General features: G+C 60.0%; 12 protein-coding genes and 1 pseudogene. 7 read left to right on the plus strand and 6 right to left on the minus strand.

The window, feature by feature from the left end; translation table 11 throughout:
* Positions 1–44: 44 nt before the first annotated feature.
* Positions 45–977 (plus strand): LysR family transcriptional regulator, encoded by a 933-nt coding sequence (locus NA29_RS24350; protein ID WP_039393860.1) that lies wholly within the window; start codon positions 45–47, stop codon positions 975–977.
* 40 nt (positions 978–1,017) lie between these two features.
* Here NA29_RS24350 and NA29_RS24355 read toward each other — a convergent pair whose 3' ends face one another.
* From NA29_RS24355 to NA29_RS24380, 6 genes and pseudogenes are all read right to left on the minus strand, one after another.
* Positions 1,018–1,359, minus strand: coding sequence for a cytochrome C oxidase subunit IV family protein (locus NA29_RS24355; RefSeq protein WP_039393862.1), 342 nt, complete (start codon positions 1,357–1,359; stop codon positions 1,018–1,020).
* 8 nt (positions 1,360–1,367) lie between these two features.
* Positions 1,368–2,069 (minus strand): heme-copper oxidase subunit III family protein, encoded by a 702-nt coding sequence (locus NA29_RS24360; protein WP_052252363.1) that lies wholly within the window; start codon positions 2,067–2,069, stop codon positions 1,368–1,370.
* A gap of 32 nt (positions 2,070–2,101) precedes the next feature.
* Positions 2,102–2,746, minus strand: coding sequence for a cytochrome c oxidase subunit 3 (locus NA29_RS24365; protein ID WP_084104106.1), 645 nt, complete (start codon positions 2,744–2,746; stop codon positions 2,102–2,104).
* Positions 2,743–4,596, minus strand: coding sequence for a cytochrome c oxidase subunit I (gene ctaD, locus NA29_RS24370; RefSeq protein WP_039393868.1), 1,854 nt, complete (start codon positions 4,594–4,596; stop codon positions 2,743–2,745). Before ctaD ends, NA29_RS24365 begins: the two co-directional genes overlap by 4 nt.
* 499 nt (positions 4,597–5,095) lie before the next feature.
* Positions 5,096–6,223 (minus strand): annotated as a pseudogene (locus tag NA29_RS24375) (cytochrome c oxidase subunit II); the annotation flags it as partial.
* Positions 6,224–6,465: 242 nt separating this feature from the next.
* A complete protein-coding gene (locus NA29_RS24380) occupies positions 6,466–8,388 on the minus strand; it encodes a polysaccharide biosynthesis protein (RefSeq protein WP_052252364.1) in 1,923 nt (640 codons plus the stop codon).
* 624 nt (positions 8,389–9,012) lie between these two features.
* Here NA29_RS24380 and NA29_RS24385 point away from each other — a divergent pair.
* Genes NA29_RS24385 through NA29_RS24410 form a run of 6 tightly spaced genes read left to right on the plus strand, consistent with a single transcriptional unit; the run spans position 9,013 to position 16,018 of the window.
* Entirely contained in the window at positions 9,013–10,467 is a 1,455-nt protein-coding gene (locus NA29_RS24385; protein ID WP_224786924.1) for a mannose-1-phosphate guanylyltransferase/mannose-6-phosphate isomerase, read from the plus strand.
* The gene (gene fcl / locus NA29_RS24390) at positions 10,468–11,454 is read left to right on the plus strand and encodes a GDP-L-fucose synthase (protein WP_039393870.1); all 987 of its coding nucleotides are present in this window, start codon (positions 10,468–10,470) and stop codon (positions 11,452–11,454) included.
* Positions 11,455–11,499: 45 nt separating this feature from the next.
* Positions 11,500–12,633, plus strand: coding sequence for a GDP-mannose 4,6-dehydratase (gene gmd / locus NA29_RS24395; RefSeq protein WP_039393873.1), 1,134 nt, complete (start codon positions 11,500–11,502; stop codon positions 12,631–12,633).
* Between the two features lie 3 nt (positions 12,634–12,636).
* Positions 12,637–13,437, plus strand: coding sequence for a hypothetical protein (locus tag NA29_RS24400; RefSeq protein ID WP_039393876.1), 801 nt, complete (start codon positions 12,637–12,639; stop codon positions 13,435–13,437).
* 3 nt (positions 13,438–13,440) lie between these two features.
* Positions 13,441–14,748: a lipid II flippase MurJ gene (locus NA29_RS24405; RefSeq protein ID WP_039393878.1), complete on the plus strand. Its 1,308-nt coding sequence runs from the start codon at positions 13,441–13,443 to the stop codon at positions 14,746–14,748.
* Entirely contained in the window at positions 14,723–16,018 is a 1,296-nt protein-coding gene (locus NA29_RS24410) for a hypothetical protein (RefSeq protein ID WP_039393880.1), read from the plus strand. The genes NA29_RS24405 and NA29_RS24410 overlap by 26 nt, the downstream gene beginning before the upstream one ends.
* Positions 16,019–16,038: the final 20 nt, after the last annotated feature.

A 16,038-nucleotide genomic window follows, 5' to 3' on the forward strand; every position in this document is an offset into this window, starting at 1 on the left:
GTCGCTTCCCGGCCTTTGCGGCCTACCGACGCTCACGGAGCCTCATGAACACGCGCTTTCTCGAAACCTTCGTTACGCTCGCCAAGCTGCGCAACTTTCGCGCGACAGCCACTGCGTTGCATGCGACGCCCGCGGCCATCTCGCAGCGTCTCAAGGTGCTGGAAGAGGAACTGAAGACCGAGCTTGTCGACCGCGACAGCCGCGAGTTTCGACTCACGCCGAACGGGGAATACCTGCTGGGCTATGCGAAGGCGGTGGTGGAGGCTGCGCGTCGCTTGCAGGCGGCAGCGTCCGGGGAAAGCACGTTGCGCGGACGGCTGCGTCTGGGGGTGATCGAGACGGTCGTACACAGTTGGCTGCCGAACTATCTGCGACGCCTCGCTGCCGACTACCCGACGCTCGAGGTCGAGCTGACGGTCGACGTCTCCGTGCAGTTGCAGCGGCGTCTCATGGCCGACGAGCTCGACCTCATCATTCGCGTGGAAGGCAGCGACGACAGCAGTGTGGTGTGCAACGCACTCGCCAACTATCCGGTGCACTGGATTGCGCGCAAAGGCATGTTTCCGAACACGCGCAGCGGGCTTGCGAAGCAGGTCTTACAGCATCCGATCCTGACGTACGGACGCGGGACCGCGCCGCATCGCGCGCTTGAAGACATCGTCGCCAAGCTGGCCGGTGTGCACGGCGTGCCGCTCTCGGAGACGCGCATTACCGGCTCGCCGTCGATTGCCGTGATCGTGCAGTTGGTGCGCGACGGGTTCGGTGTCGCCGCGATTCCGCGTCTGTTCGTCGACGCACTGATCGCCAACGGTGAGGTCGTCGAGCTGCCCTTGCAGCCAGCGCCGCCGTCCATCGTCGTGTCGATGTCGCGCCGTGCCGACGCGCCGCTGTTTGTGCATGGCGCGGGCAACGCCGCGCGCGCCGCGTGTGCGGAGTATTGTCAGAAGAGCGACCGTCGACTGGTGGAATTGCTGTGAGGCGCTGACGTTGCCGACGTCTCCAGCGAATCGTCGCAACTCAGTGAAAGTGCGCGAGCCGCGTGACGAACGTGAAGTCCGCTTCCGACGCCATCAGCGACATCAGCACCAGCAGGGCCAACGGCGGAATCAGAATGGCGTAGACGAGCGCGAGTCGCTCCCATCGCATGTGCATGAACACCGCGACGATGAGGCCCGCCTTGGCGATCATCAGCGCGAGAATCAGTCCCCAGCGCAGATAGCCTTGCAGATTCGCGTAGTCGACGAGATACGAGAACGTCGAGAGCACGAACAGCAGCCCCCACACTTTCAGATAGAGGCCGACCGCGTGTTGTTGTCCGGTGTGACCGGCACTTTGCGTCGCCGCCGCAGAGGATTCCATCGCGCCTCCTACCAGAGATAAAACAGCGCAAAGATGAACACCCACACGAGATCGACGAAGTGCCAGTACAGGCCCGCGATCTCCACCAGTTCGTAGTTGCCGCGTCGCTCCAGTGTGCCGTTGAGCACCTTGCGCATGACCGTCAGCAAATAGATCACGCCTGCGCTGACATGCAGCCCGTGAAACCCGGTGATCATGAAGAAGCACGCACCGAACTGCGCCGCCCCCATCGAATTGCCCCACGGACGAATGCCTTCGTGCACGATCAGGTTCGTCCATTCGAAGGCTTGCATGCCGACGAAGGCGATGCCGAAATACGCCGTTGCGAGAATGCACGCCGCGGTCTTGTCGCGGTCGCGCCGGTACGCGTAATTCACCGCCATCGCCATCGTGCCGCTGCTCGTGATGAGCACGAACGTCATGATCGCAATGAGCAGGAGCGGCACCGGATGTCCACCCACATTGAGCGCGAAGATCTCCGCCGGATTCGGCCACGTCGCGGTCGTCGACATGCGCACCGTCATGTAGCCGATCAGGAAGCTGCTGAACACGAAGGTGTCCGAGAGCAGGAAGATCCACATCATCGCCTTGCCCCACGGCACCCGGAACGTTGCGCGGTCGCCGGACCAGTCGGTGACGACGCCGCGCCAGCCGTCAGGCGGTGCGATGGCGGGCACAGCGGAGGATGGGGTAGTCGATGACGTATTCACGAGGCGTCTCCTGGCCGGGCCGATGCATGGACTTACGGCGCAACGCCGGTGCCGCACAGACGCTGCGCGATCTCCGGCGTGAGATTGACGATGGCCGCGAACAGCACCACCCACAACACGAACAGGAAGTGCCAGTACTGCGCGGTGAGCGAGAGACGTCTGGCCCGTGCGGCGTGCGTCACACGACGCGGAATCAGCAACGCCCATGCCACCACGCCGCCAAGCAGATGCAGTGCGTGCAGTCCGGTCAGCAGGAAGAAGAAGCTGTTGGCCGGGTTGCCCGACACGCCGTAGCGACGCAGCGCGAGATCTCGCCATACCCAGAATTGTCCGGCAATGAACGCCAGCGCGAGTGCACCGGCGAGGACCCAGTCGCGCTGCGAGCGTCGTAGTTCACCTCGCTTTGCCTGCGACGCGGCCGACTGCATCACGATGCACGCCGCCGCCAGCACGCCCGTATTGACCCACAGCGCATTGACGGGCGGCAACGGGCGCCAGTCGCCAAGACTCATGCGCATGACGTACGCCACGAGCATCAGCGCGAACAACATGCCGATCACGCCCATGAGCCACCAGAGCGCCACTTGCGATGCCGCACGCCTGCGCGGTTGCATCACGGGAACGCCGCCGGGAATGCCATCGGGGGGCATCGGCGGCCACGACGGAACGGGTCTCATGGTGTCGCTCCTTTCGGGGCATCGGGCGAGGGGGGTGCTTTGCTGCCACCGCCGTGCAGCGCCGCCGAGTCGCCGTCCACCAGCGTGGCGGGACGTCGCGGATCGGGGGCGAGGTTCTGCGGCACGAAATCGTCGACATCGCCCGGCACGCTGTATTCATAGGGCCAGCGATATGTCGTCGGCAACACCGTGCCCCAGTTGCCATGTCCGGGCGGCGCGTGTGGTGTCTGCCATTCGAGCGACGCGGCACGCCACGGATTCAGACCGGCCGGTTTGCCGTGTCGCACACTCCACGCAAGGTTGAACAGGAACAGCAACTGCCCCAGCGCCACGACGAATGCGGCGACCGAGATATATGCGTTCATCGTGTGCGCGGATTCGGGAATGAAGCTGTAGTTCTGGAACTCGTAGTAGCGTCGCGGCATGCCGAGAATGCCGAGGTAGTGCATCGGGAAGAAGATCGCGTAGGTGCCGAGAAAAGTGATCCAGAAGTGCCACTGACCGAGCCGGTCGTTCAGCCGTCTGCCAGTGACCAGCGGATACCAGTGGTAAATGCCGCCGAAGACCACCAGCAGGGGCGCCACGCCCATCACCATGTGAAAGTGCGCAACGACGAAGTAGGTGTTCGACAGCGGCATGTCCACACTCACATTGCCGAGGAACAGCCCCGTCAGTCCGCCGATCACGAACGTGCTGATGAAGCCGATGGAGAACAGCATCGGCACCGTCAGATGGATGTCGCCACGCCAGAGCGTGAGCACCCAGTTGTAGACCTTGATCGCGGTCGGAATCGCGATGATGAGCGTAGTCGTCGCAAACAGAAATCCGAAGTACGGATTCATGCCGCTGATGAACATGTGGTGCGCCCACACGACGAACGACAGCACGCCGATGGCAAGAATTGCCCAGACCATCATGCGGTAGCCGAAGATGTTCTTGCGCGCGTGAACGCTGATGAGATCGGACACGATGCCGAACGCAGGCAACGCGACGATGTAGACCTCGGGATGGCCGAAGAACCAGAAGAGATGCTGGAACAGCAGCGGGCTGCCGCCGCGATAGTCGAGCGGCTGCCCCATCGACACGACTGCAGGCATGAAGAAGCTCGTGTGCAGCGTCTTGTCGAGCAGCATCATCACGCCGGAGACGAACAGTGCGGGGAATGCGAGTAGCGCCAGCACCGTGGCCATCACGATGCCCCACACGGTGAGCGGCATGCGCAGCAACGTCATGCCTTCGGTGCGTGCCTGCAATGCGGTAGTGACGTAGTTCAGGCCGCCCATCGTCGCTGCCACGATGAAGATCAGCAGCGAGACGAGCATGAGCACGATGCCCCACTCGGTGCCCGGTGTGCCGGGCAGGATGGCCTGTGGAGGATAGAGCGTCCAGCCTGCACCGGTGGGGCCACCGGGCACGAAGAAGCTCACCATCAACACGATCACGGCCAGCAGATACACCCAGTAACTGAGCATGTTCAGGAACGGGAAGACCATGTCGCGCGCGCCGACCATCAGCGGAATCAGGTAGTTGCCGAAGCCGCCGAGGAAGAGCGCAGTGAGCAGATAGATCACCATGATCATGCCGTGCATGGTGACGTACTGGTAGTAGTGACTGGCGTCGATGAAGGAGAACTTGCCGGGGAAGCCCAGTTGCAGACGCATGAGGTTGGACAGCACGAGGCCGACCAATCCGACGGCAATGGCGGTGCAGGCGTACTGCACCGCGATCACCTTGTGGTCCTGACTCCAGACGTACTTCGTCCAGAAACTCTGCGAGCCGTCGTGCCCACCGTAGCCGCCGTGGGCACCGGCATGGGTGGAACCGTCGGCATTCTCGGCATTGCCAGTCATGACGTTGTCTCCCTCTGTTGCCGGTGCGGCCCGCGCGTGGCTTTTTGCGACGCGCGTCGGGCTACGGCGCCGGCCTGATCATCGGCACACTCGGTTGCGCCGGTCCCGACGATTGCGGACCGGTGGACTGCCGCGGCGGGATCGCCAGCGGCGGGGCGTACGTGTTCGGATCGTTCTGCAACGGCAGTCCCGGCGTCCCCCCCTGGCGGCGTGCAGGCTGGGACGGCGGTTGTGTTCCCTGATTCGTCTGATTGCCCGGTGCGGACGGCGTCAGCGGACCGTATTGCACCGGCGGGCGCGGCGACTGAAGCGTGTTCTGGGCGAGTTGCATCGCGGGCGCGTCGGTTCGGGGCGAAGACTGTGCGGGGGCAGCGGTGGCCGCCAACGCAACGGCAGTGAGTGGAATAGCGAGATGCCGGACAGGTTTGAGCATGGCGGACGAATGAGGTGTGTCGGATGAAGCGGACGACGTGGTCGACGGGGGCGACGTGGACGGCGCTGGCGCCCCGGGCTGCGTCGCCGGTTGGGCGCCCAGCGTCCGGATGTAGGCGATGAGCGCCTTCAGATCGTCGTCGCTTAGCTCCAGTTTAGGCATGATCGGGGCGAAGCCCTTGGGCACGCGTGCCGTCGGGTTGCGGATGAACTCGGTGAGATAGGCGTCGTCGACGTGCGCAGAACTGCCGTCCTGAAACGTCTCCGTCTTTCCGTAAAGCCCGTGCCAGGTCGGCCCGACGCCTGCCGAACCATCCACCGAATGGCAACCGGCGCATCCTTTGGCTTGCGCCAGCAACTTCCCCTTCGCGGCGAGCGGGTTCAGCGCGCTCGCCCCGGCGTGCTGCGTTTGCAGTGCAGCAAAGGTGGGGAGTTTGGCCACCCAGGCGTCGTAGGCGGGCTTGTCGTCCACGACGACCACGCCGCGCATGTTGGCGTGACCCACGCCGCATAGCTGGGCACAGAGGATGTCGAAGCGTCCGGTGCGGGTCGGGGTAAGCCACATCTGTGTGACCATGCCCGGGACCATGTTCATGCGCGTGCGAAACGGTGGAACGTAGAAGTCGTGCAGCACGTCTTTTGCGCGCAGCAGCAATTTCACTGGCTGGCCGACGAGCAGGTGCAGTTCGGGCGCGTCGACGATGCGATTGTCCTGATTCGCCGGATCCTTGGGATTCAGGCCTAGCGGATTGTCGGCGGTGACGTAGCTGGGATCCGACGTGCCGAGCCGTCCGTCCGGCCCCGGGAGACGGAAGCGCCACTGCCATTGCTGGCCAACGACTTCGACGACATGGGCGTCCTTCGGAGCGTCGATCAGCTTCGCGTAGACAAACAGGCCCGGCGCGAGCATCGCGACGATGCCGACCGTCGTAATGCCGATCAGCCAGAATTCGAGACGTCGGTTATGAGGCTGATACGCGGCACGGTGCCCGTCGCGATGACGGTAGCGAAAAATCGCCCATGCAACGAAAAGATTGATCACGACGAAGGCTACGCCGGTGATCACCAGCGTAAGGGTGAGGGTGTCGTCCATCTGGTGCCAGTTCGACGCCAGCGGGGTCTGCCACCACGGACTCCAGAAATGAAACGCGAGCGCCGCAGCGACAACGACGATCAGGAGGATGGGCAGGGCCATGGCTTCGAATACATGCCAGACACGCGCCATCCGGGCGCGGCGACGACAAGATTCATCGCGGCCTCCTCTGCTATCGTCTAGTTTTCACCGGTGTGCGCTCGCTCGCACGACGAACGAGGGTTCATCCCCCCACCGCAGTCCGTCCGCGGCAACTCTATTCAAAATTAGACGTTAGCCAGACAGAGTCAAGATTGCTTGCGCTCGTCGTTGACTTTCCGGCCGACCCAACCCAGACAAATGGTTCAGAGCACGCGCTGCACTGCGGGGCGGCGCATTTCGTAGAGATGGTCGCGGATCTCGGACTCCGGATTGAAGCCGGACACGCAGTTACGCAACGTATTGATGATGACGTCGTGACGATTGTTGGCACAGGCGTCTTCCAGAATCGTCAGCACGCTAGCCAGCTCTCCGCGCGCTAGGAAATGTTCGCTGGCCATCATGATTTTCGCGTGCCGGGTACCGGTTACGTCACTGCCGATAAGCAGCTCTTCGTAGAGCTTCTCGCCCGGGCGCAAGCCGGAGAACTCTATGGCGATATCGCCGTCGTCATTCCCGTCATCCTTCACTGAAAAGCCGGAGAGGTGAATCATCCGCCGAGCCAGATCCACGATCCGCACGGGCTCCCCCATATCCAGGACGAAAACTTCCCCGGACGCCCCCATCGCACCAGCCTGAATCACCAACTGCGCGGCTTCAGGAATGGTCATGAAGTACCGAATGATCTCCGGATGCGTCACCGTAACAGGACCACCGGCCAGAATTTGCTTACGAAACAGCGGCACCACCGACCCGGACGAACCAAGCACGTTGCCGAAACGCACCATGCAAAACCGCGTCTTGACCGCCGGATCATTGGCGAGCGCCTGCAGCACCAATTCCGCAAAACGCTTGCTCGCCCCCATTACGTTGGTCGGACGTACCGCCTTATCGGTCGAAATGAGTACAAACGTCTCGACACCGGCCGCAATCGCCGCTTGCGCTGCAGCACGCGTACCGAACGTATTGTTAAGAACGCCCTCGGTCACATTGAACTCGACCAAGGGAACGTGCTTGTACGCCGCAGCGTGGTAGACGGTCTGCACACAGTGCAACTTCATGATGTCGCGCAAGCGAACCTCGTTCTGCACCGAACCCAGCACAGGTATGATCGTCACACTCAAATTGCGTTGATTAACAATCTCGTCCAGTTCCTGGGAGATTGAGTAAAGCGCAAATTCCGAGATTTCGTATAGAACAAGCGTTTTGGGTCGAATCAGCACGATTTGGCGACACAATTCCGAACCGATCGAGCCGCCTGCACCTGTAACCATGACATGCTTGCCGTTCAGGTTAGCCTCTAGCAATGACTGATTAGGCGGTACGATATCGCGCCCCAACAAATCGTCGATATCGATTTCCCGCACATCCGTGGCCTGCACCGCCCCGCCAACCAGATCGGCCATGCCCGGGATGGCGCGCACCTCAACCTTCAGTGCCTCTAGGGCATTGATGATCGCCAGTCGGCGGGCGCGCGTGGCTGACGGAATCGCCAACAGCACCTGGCGCAACTTGTATCGCTCGATCAGCTTCGGCAAATGGGCTGGATTTCGGACCTTCAAACCGAGAATTTCAAGGTCGTGCAACGCCGGATTGTCGTCCACGAACGCCACCGGGTGATATTCCACGCCCGCGCGCAACGCCACCGCGAGCTGACATCCGGCCCTGCCCGCCCCGTAAATAATGACGGCCCGCTTGCGCGACGACGGATCTCGCGCACTCACGTGTTGGAGCATAGCTCGCGCAAGAAAGCGGCTCGTCAGGATATAAACGATTGCGATGAGCCAATATATTGCGAGGGCACCGCGAGGTACGGGAGGCAGCACGAGCATGGCGAGCAAACCCGCGAACATGCAAACCGAAATGGTGACGGTCAGCACCACCATAACCGTCGCCCGATTGCCCATATATCGGACCACCGCTCGATAAAAGCCGAGTCGGATGAACAGCGGAATTGCGAGCAACGGAGGGAGGAGATAAACCCACCAGGCATGCAATTGCGGGAAGTTCCAATAATCCAGTCGCAGGCCGATCGCGGTCCACAGGGATAGGGGCAGCAAGAGGAGGTCCGCCAAGACCATTAGCGAAATTTTCGCCGTACGGGGCAAATTGACGATGTTGCGGAGCATGATGCCCTCAGATTCTCCGTTTTCGCTATCGAAAATCGCAGAGTAATAATCAAATTCAAATTTGGGAAACCGCTCGCAATGGCAGCGCAATTACGCTACTCAAATCGGTAAGGAGCTCGATAACACCAAATCAAATTCAACACTCAAATTTTCGATTTGAAAAAGGAAACGAGTTTTATTTTTCGATGAAGTTAGCCGATTGAATTCTGGTCTAGAAGAATACAGGCCACCGCTCGACAATGTGCGAAGCGCCAAGTGAGCGGATTGGAAAGCATCGGCTTATCAGCAGCGCCATTACAGCGTAATGTGCGGCTTGTCGGTCCGGCAATTGTAGCGCGCCAGCTCCCACCACGGGAAAATTGGTTCGAAAATGTTACACTCTTTGCGTTCAAGGCCCACGAGAGGTCATGCTATAGGTTCGTCGGCGTAAGGTGCCGGGAACTTCCAATCCACACCACTATTCCGAACTATTCCCCGAGAGCTTTGATAAAATCCGGCGCCGGCAGGCGTCGCCTCCGCACCACGCATCTCGTCATAGCGTTGCTTGCGCGTTGACTACACCTGCCCCGCGGACCGCCAGCATTCTTTAGTTGGCCTCTGCTCCTAAATCTTGGATACCGCATTGTGACGTTGGACGCAGACAATCTGATCAAATCTCACATCACGCCCGTTGTGCTTTGCGGCGGCGCCGGAACGCGCCTGTGGCCCCTGTCTCGCAAGCTGTTCCCAAAGCAGTTTATTCCCCTCGTTGGCAACAAGAGCCTGTTGCGCCTGACGCTCGAACGCCTGCGTGGGCTGAATGGCGTACAAATCTCGTCGAATGTCGTATGCGTAGCAGCTGAGGATCACCGGTTCCTGGTTGCCGAAGCGCTTGAGCAAAGCGGTGTTGCGGGCACGGTCCTGCTCGAACCAGCCGCCCGCAATACGGCAGCAGCCATGACCCTGGCCGCCGTCAATGCGGCGCCCGATGCCACGTTGCTCTTTTGTCCCGCCGACCACTACATCCCGGACGCAGACGCCTTCACCGCTATGGTTCGCGAAGCGACGCAAGCGTTGACTGACGACACGATCGTCACCTTCGGCGTTGTGCCGACATTCCCGAGCACGGCCTACGGCTACATCGAAATGGACGCGCGAGAGCACGCTCAAGCCCTCTACCCTGTCTCTCGCTTTATCGAAAAACCTGTATTTCAGCGCGCCCACGAGCTCATCAGCCAAGGCAATGTGCTTTGGAACGCGGGTATCTTCCTATGCCGCGCAAAAGCGCTGATCGTCGCGATGCACGAACATGCCGACGACATTCTCGTGCAATGCCGCGAGACGATGGCCAACGCGTCCTACGACAGGCAGTTCGTCCGCCCTGAGCGCGAAGCGTTCCTCGCGTGCCGCTCCGAGAGCTTCGACTACGCCGTCATGGAACGGCACGCCAACGTGCGCGTCGCTCCCTTCAAAGGCGCATGGAGCGATGTCGGCAGCTGGAATGCTGTGGCCGACCTCACGCCCGCTGATGACGCCGGCAACCGAATCGACGGTGACGGCCACGCCATCAATGCAAGCAATACGTTTATTCACGCGCCATGCAGGCCGGTGGTCGCACTGGGTACGCAAGACATGTTGATCGTCGACACGCCGGACGCCGTCCTCGTGACCACACGCGAGCATGTCGAACAGGTCAAGCACGTGGTCGCAGAGCTTGATCGCAAGGGACGTCCGCACGTGGCGTTGCACCGTAAAGTCGCGCGCCCGTGGGGCTGGTACGACTCGGTCGACGCCGGCGAGCGATTTCAGGTCAAGCGCATATGCGTCAAGCCTGGCGCCAGCCTGAGCCTGCAAAAACACCATCACCGTGCGGAGCATTGGATCGTTGTTAACGGTACGGCCGAAGTGACCCGCGGCGAGGCAACATTCCTGCTGACGGAAAACCAGTCTACTTACATCCCCATCGGCGAAATTCATCGCCTGCACAATCCTGGTAAGACGCACCTGGAAATGATCGAGGTTCAATCGGGGTCGTATCTGGGTGAAGACGATATCGTCCGCCTGGAAGACACCTACGGTCGGACCACGGAGAAGAACTAAATGAGCGTTAATCCCAAGATTTATGTGGCCGGCCACCGAGGCATGGTGGGTTCGGCCATTGTTCGAGCCCTTCAAGCACAGGGCCAGGACAACATCGTGAAACGCACTCACGCAGAGCTCGATCTCACGGATCAGGCGGCGGTGCGCGCTTTCATGCAAACCGAGCGGCCCGACCAGGTATATCTGGCGGCGGCCCGAGTCGGTGGCATCCACGCCAACAACACGTATCCGGCCGATTTCATCTACGACAATTTGATGATCGAGGCTAACGTCATTCACGAAGCTTTCAAGGCGGGCGTCAAACAACTACTGCTGCTGGGGTCAAGCTGCATCTATCCGAAACTCGCACCGCAACCGATGACGGAGTCAGCTCTGCTGACGGGTGCGTTGGAGCCCACCAATGAACCCTACGCGATCGCCAAGATTGCGGGCATCAAGCTCTGTGAGAGCTACAATCGACAGTACAACGCTTCGCATGGCGTCGACTACCGCAGCGTCATGCCGACTAACCTGTATGGTCCGGGCGACAACTATCATCCGGAAAATAGCCACGTCATTCCGGCCATGCTGCGGCGTTTCCATGAGGCGCGCGAAAATAACGCACCCTCGGTCGCCATCTGGGGCACGGGTACGCCGCGCCGCGAGTTCCTTTATGTCGATGACATGGCATCTGCTTCGGTTCACGTCATGAACCTCGATCGCGCAACCTACGGTCTCCACACTTCGCCCATGCAAAGCCACCTCAATGTGGGCTGGGGAGACGACCTGACCATCGCGGCGCTGGCACAAGCCGTCAGTGATGTCGTGGGCTATCGCGGCGAAATCGTCTACGACACGAGCAAGCCCGACGGCACTCCCCGCAAGCTCATGGACAGCGCGCGTCTCACCTCGCTTGGCTGGCGGCCGAAAGTCTCCCTCGCTGACGGCTTGCGCCTCGCCTACGACGACTTCGTGCGACACGCGTACGTTGGCGCCAAGGCCAACTAAGGCCTCAGCATAGCCCAGACACATAACCAGGCACTCGTTCTCGTCATGCAAGAAATTCAACGCAAAGTCGCGCTCATTACCGGCATTACCGGCCAGGACGGCTCTTATCTGGCCGAACTCCTGCTTGATAAGGGTTACGTCGTACATGGCATCAAGCGTCGCGCTTCCCAATTCAATACGGAGCGTATTGACCACCTGTATCAGGACCCTCACATCGATCATCGCAACTTCGTGTTGCACTACGGCGATCTGTCAGATACGAGCAACCTGATCCGTATCATCCAGGAAACGCAGCCCGACGAGATCTATAACCTTGGCGCACAAAGCCATGTCGCCGTCAGCTTCGAGAGTCCGGAATACACGGCGGACATCGATGCCATCGGGACGCTGCGAATTCTTGAAGCCATTCGCATTCTGAACTTAGAAAAGAAGACTCGCTTCTATCAGGCAAGCACGAGCGAGCTGTATGGACTCGTTCAGGAAATTCCTCAACGCGAGACCACGCCGTTCTATCCGCGTAGCCCGTATGCCGTTGCAAAAATGTACGCCTACTGGATCACGGTCAACTACCGTGAGGCGTATGGCATCTACGCCTGCAACGGGATCTTGTTCAATCACGAAAGCCCGCGCCGCGGCGAGACATTCGTGACGCGCAAGATTACACGTGGTCTTGCAAATATCGCGCAGGGATTGGACAGTTGCCTGTACATGGGCAATCTGGATGCGCTTCGCGACTGGGGCCATGCCAAGGACTATGTGCGCATGCAGTGGATGATGCTGCAGCAGGCGCAGGCGGAAGATTTCGTCATCGCAAGCGGTGTGCAGTTCAGCGTGCGTGAATTCATTCAATGGTCGGCCGCAGAGTTGGGCATCACCCTGGAATTCAGCGGCGAAGGGGTGGAAGAGACCGCGAAGGTCACAGCCATCTCGGGTAGCGATGCGCCTGGCGTCAAGGTGGGCGACATCGTGGTTCGTGTTGACCCTCGCTACTTTCGTCCGACGGAAGTGGAGACCCTGCTTGGAGACCCGAGCAAGGCACGCGAGAAGCTCGGCTGGGTACCGGAGATCACCGTACAGGAAATGTGTCGTGAGATGGTCGCCGCCGACTTGTCCAAGGCAAAGCAGCACGCCGTGCTTCGCTCGCATGGCTTTAACGTGTCGGTGAGCCAGGAGAACTGACGCGTGAATCAACCCTACACCATCCTCGTCAACTCCTCGGACGGATTCGACGATTGCTGGCAGCCATTCTTCACGTTACTAAAACGCTACTGGCCTGCCTGCGATGCCCCCATTCTGCTCAACACGGAACGTAAGTCTGCCGTGTTCTCGGATTTGCCGGTGAGATGCACGCAGGTGCAACGTGCTGACGAGGGCCGGTTGAGCTGGAGCGAGTGCTTGCTGCGCGCGCTCGATCAGGTGCAAACGCCGCTGGTGATGTATTTCCAGGAAGACTACTTCCTGGATAAACCGGCTGACAACGCTCGCATTCGCGAGGCCGTTTCGTTCATGATGGAACACGCTGACGTGAAGCATGTTGCTCTCACGCGTCATGGTAGCCTCGGCCCATACGACCCATACCCTGCCGCTCCCGGCATGCAGGCAATTCGCCAGAGGGCGCGCTATCGTATTTCCACGCAAGCTGCGCTTTGGCGTGTGGATACGCTGCGCTCGTACCTTCGCTCGGAAGAAAGCGGTTGGATGTTCGAGATTTACGGTACGTGGCGAGCCCAGCGACGAAACGAAACATTCCTTTGCCTGAACTTTGACGAGGCAGCGGGCGGGCCCGCGCTCGACTATGTCCATACCGGCATCGTCAAAGGCAAATGGCTGCGCGACATCGTGCCAGTCTTTGAGGCCAACGGCATCGACATCGACTTCGCGCGCCGCGGATTCTATCAACCCAAGCCGTACCTCCTGCACAAGTACGAATTAGCACGCAAACTGCTTGAGCGCCCTGGGTATCTGCTCAAGCAACTTGTCTGAGCCATGCTGCGATCTTCGATCGTCGTGACTTTCATCACGCTACTGGGAAGCGCGCTGGGATTCATCGTCCAGTTAATTCTCGCGCATCGCTTCGGTGCCGGAACGGACGTTGACACCTACCTGTTTGCCATTTCGTGGCCCACGTTCGTTGCTGGCATGGTTTCAGCATTTCTAAGCTATGTCGCCATACCGGAACTGGTATCGCGAGAACGAAATGCCGATATTCAGCGCGACTACTTCATGACGAGTCTCGCAGTCATCGGTGGCTTCTCGGTACTGATTCTCATCGCGGGCATCGGCCTAGGTAGCCTCCAACTGGCGAGCCTGCCTGCCGACTCGGTCATTCGAGAACATCCCGCGCGCAATTCGCTGGTTCGTCTTGGTTGGCTGATCTGCGCCAGCCAAATCGTTCAGGCCTATCTGTTATCGACTCTGCACGCCCGCCGCCGCCATATATCTTCGGCAACCCTGGGGCTGCTGCCGTACGTAGGCATGATCTGCCTAACGGCGACGCTGTCGTCTCAAATTGGTGTGACAAGCATTGCGCTCGGCATGCTGCTCGGCAGCGTGGCAGCCGCGCTTCTCGCCGGCGCCTGCCTGCGCGGACAGTTCACTGGCGACGCGCCACGCCGCTGGCTGTGGCGTGATGTCGGAACATTGTTCGCGACGGCCCCTTATGCTGCGGTTGCTTTGTCGTGCTTCTCGATTTACGCAGTCGTTGATGCCTACTGGGCGCCTCGCGCGGGCGAAGGCGTACTCGCGTCGCTCGGCTACGCTCAACGCCTAGTCATCGCCATCGGCAACCTCGCCGTGGCAGGTCCTTCAGCCATTCTTGTGCCTCGCATCACCGATCTCGCGCGGCATGGCGATCCCGCTGCGCTGCGGGGCTTTCTTCGCAAGACAGTGCTAATCGTGGCGGCGGCCGCTACGGTGTTTGCATTGCCGTTGGCCGTGCTACCGGACTTGCTGGTGCGCCTGATGTTTGCTCGCGGTAACTTCAGCTCACATGACGTGGCGAACGTGGCATCGACGTTGGCGCACATGACGCCAGGCATGGTCTGCATGCTGATATCGGTCATTTCGCTGCGCGCGCTATTCTGTCTGCCCGGTGCCGAAAAGGTGGCAGCAGTGCTCGGTGCGGCATGGGGCGTGCTCTATTTTGCGGCGTCCGCCCTGTGGATGCATGACGGGGCAACTGGCCTGGCTAACGCCTATTCGGTCACCTGGATGATGATCTGCGCGGCCATGGTGACGATCCTATTCAAGAAAGCGGGGGGCGATGCCCATGGACGGGCTACTGCTAGCGTTTGAAACCGTGCTCTTTGGGCTAGGACTGGCGTATATCTATCCGCGCGACAAGATGTTCGGGTTCTATTTCGTCTTCCTGTTCATCTACGGTATTTTCGCGCAGCTCGGATATCACTTCTTCCCAGAGGCGTCCGAGGCGATCATGGCTTACTTCGGCGACGACGTGTGGTTGCCGAGTGTACTGTTCATCATCGCATCGCTGGTGTCATTTGTCCTCGCATTCGTTTTTTTGCGACCGGTATTTTATGGATTAATGGCATTTCGCTTCAGCGCGCGCCCTGCAGCCATGCCCGGCCTGTGGCGCAAACTCGCCCTGGGCTGGTTGCTCGCCACGTCCGCGTACATGATCGGCTTCGTCGTGCTTAACGGGGCAGACTTGAGCTGGTACTCGGCACAGCAGGATGACTTGCGATCGACGGCACCGGCGCTAGCGCTGTTGATTTTCTTCGTCAAGATCGATGTCGGTACACTCGTCGTGCTTTACCGCCTCGCGCGGCAGCGGGTACATCTGATCCCTCATATCTCCCCGTGGCTGCCGTTCGTCGTGCGCGGTGCTTTCTTCCTGTTCATCACGTTCAAGCTGGGCAATCGAACGGATGTGCTCGCGTGCTTTCTCGGCCTCGCATTGATGGAGATGAGTCAAACACGGCTGTCGGTGCGCATCATGTTGCGTGCACTTTTTTTCGGTTTTTTGGTCGTCTCGTTGCTGCTGTTGATCGAAGCCACTCGCTATAGTGACAGCGATGTGGGACCACCGGTGCCGACGTCGGTCAAGTTGCTGGTCAAGGACTATTACCCGCCAGCCCACATGCTATTCGCCGCAATGGCTTATGACTATGTAAGTCCATGGGAAGTCATTGAATCCAATACATCGAATGCGGCCATTCTGCTCGGCTATCCGTACCTGCAAGAAACGGTAACTGACCTGTTCCGTCCGGACCTGGCCACGCGCTCGGTTGGATACGCCTTCTACGTGCTGACAGAAGGCTTCATGTTTATGGGGTACTGGGGCTTCCTATACAACGGCGTCGTGCTGATTGCCGGACTCTGCCTCTGGCGCCGTATGGCAACGTCCGACTCCCGCGAATATAACTTGCTGTTGCTCGGTCTGTTTGGCTGCATGATGGTCAATGTAGTTCGCGGACAGTCGTCTTATTTCGTCAAATACCTGTACATGTTTGTACTACCCAACGCACTGCTCTATCTGAGCCTTGTCGGCATGCGGATTCGCTTACGGATTGCTGGGCCGAGACCAGCACGCAACCCCGCTTAGGCGGTGCAGCGCCTGTCGCA

The organism is Pandoraea sputorum (assembly GCF_000814845.2).
Classification (GTDB): Bacteria; Pseudomonadota; Gammaproteobacteria; order Burkholderiales; family Burkholderiaceae; genus Pandoraea; species Pandoraea sputorum.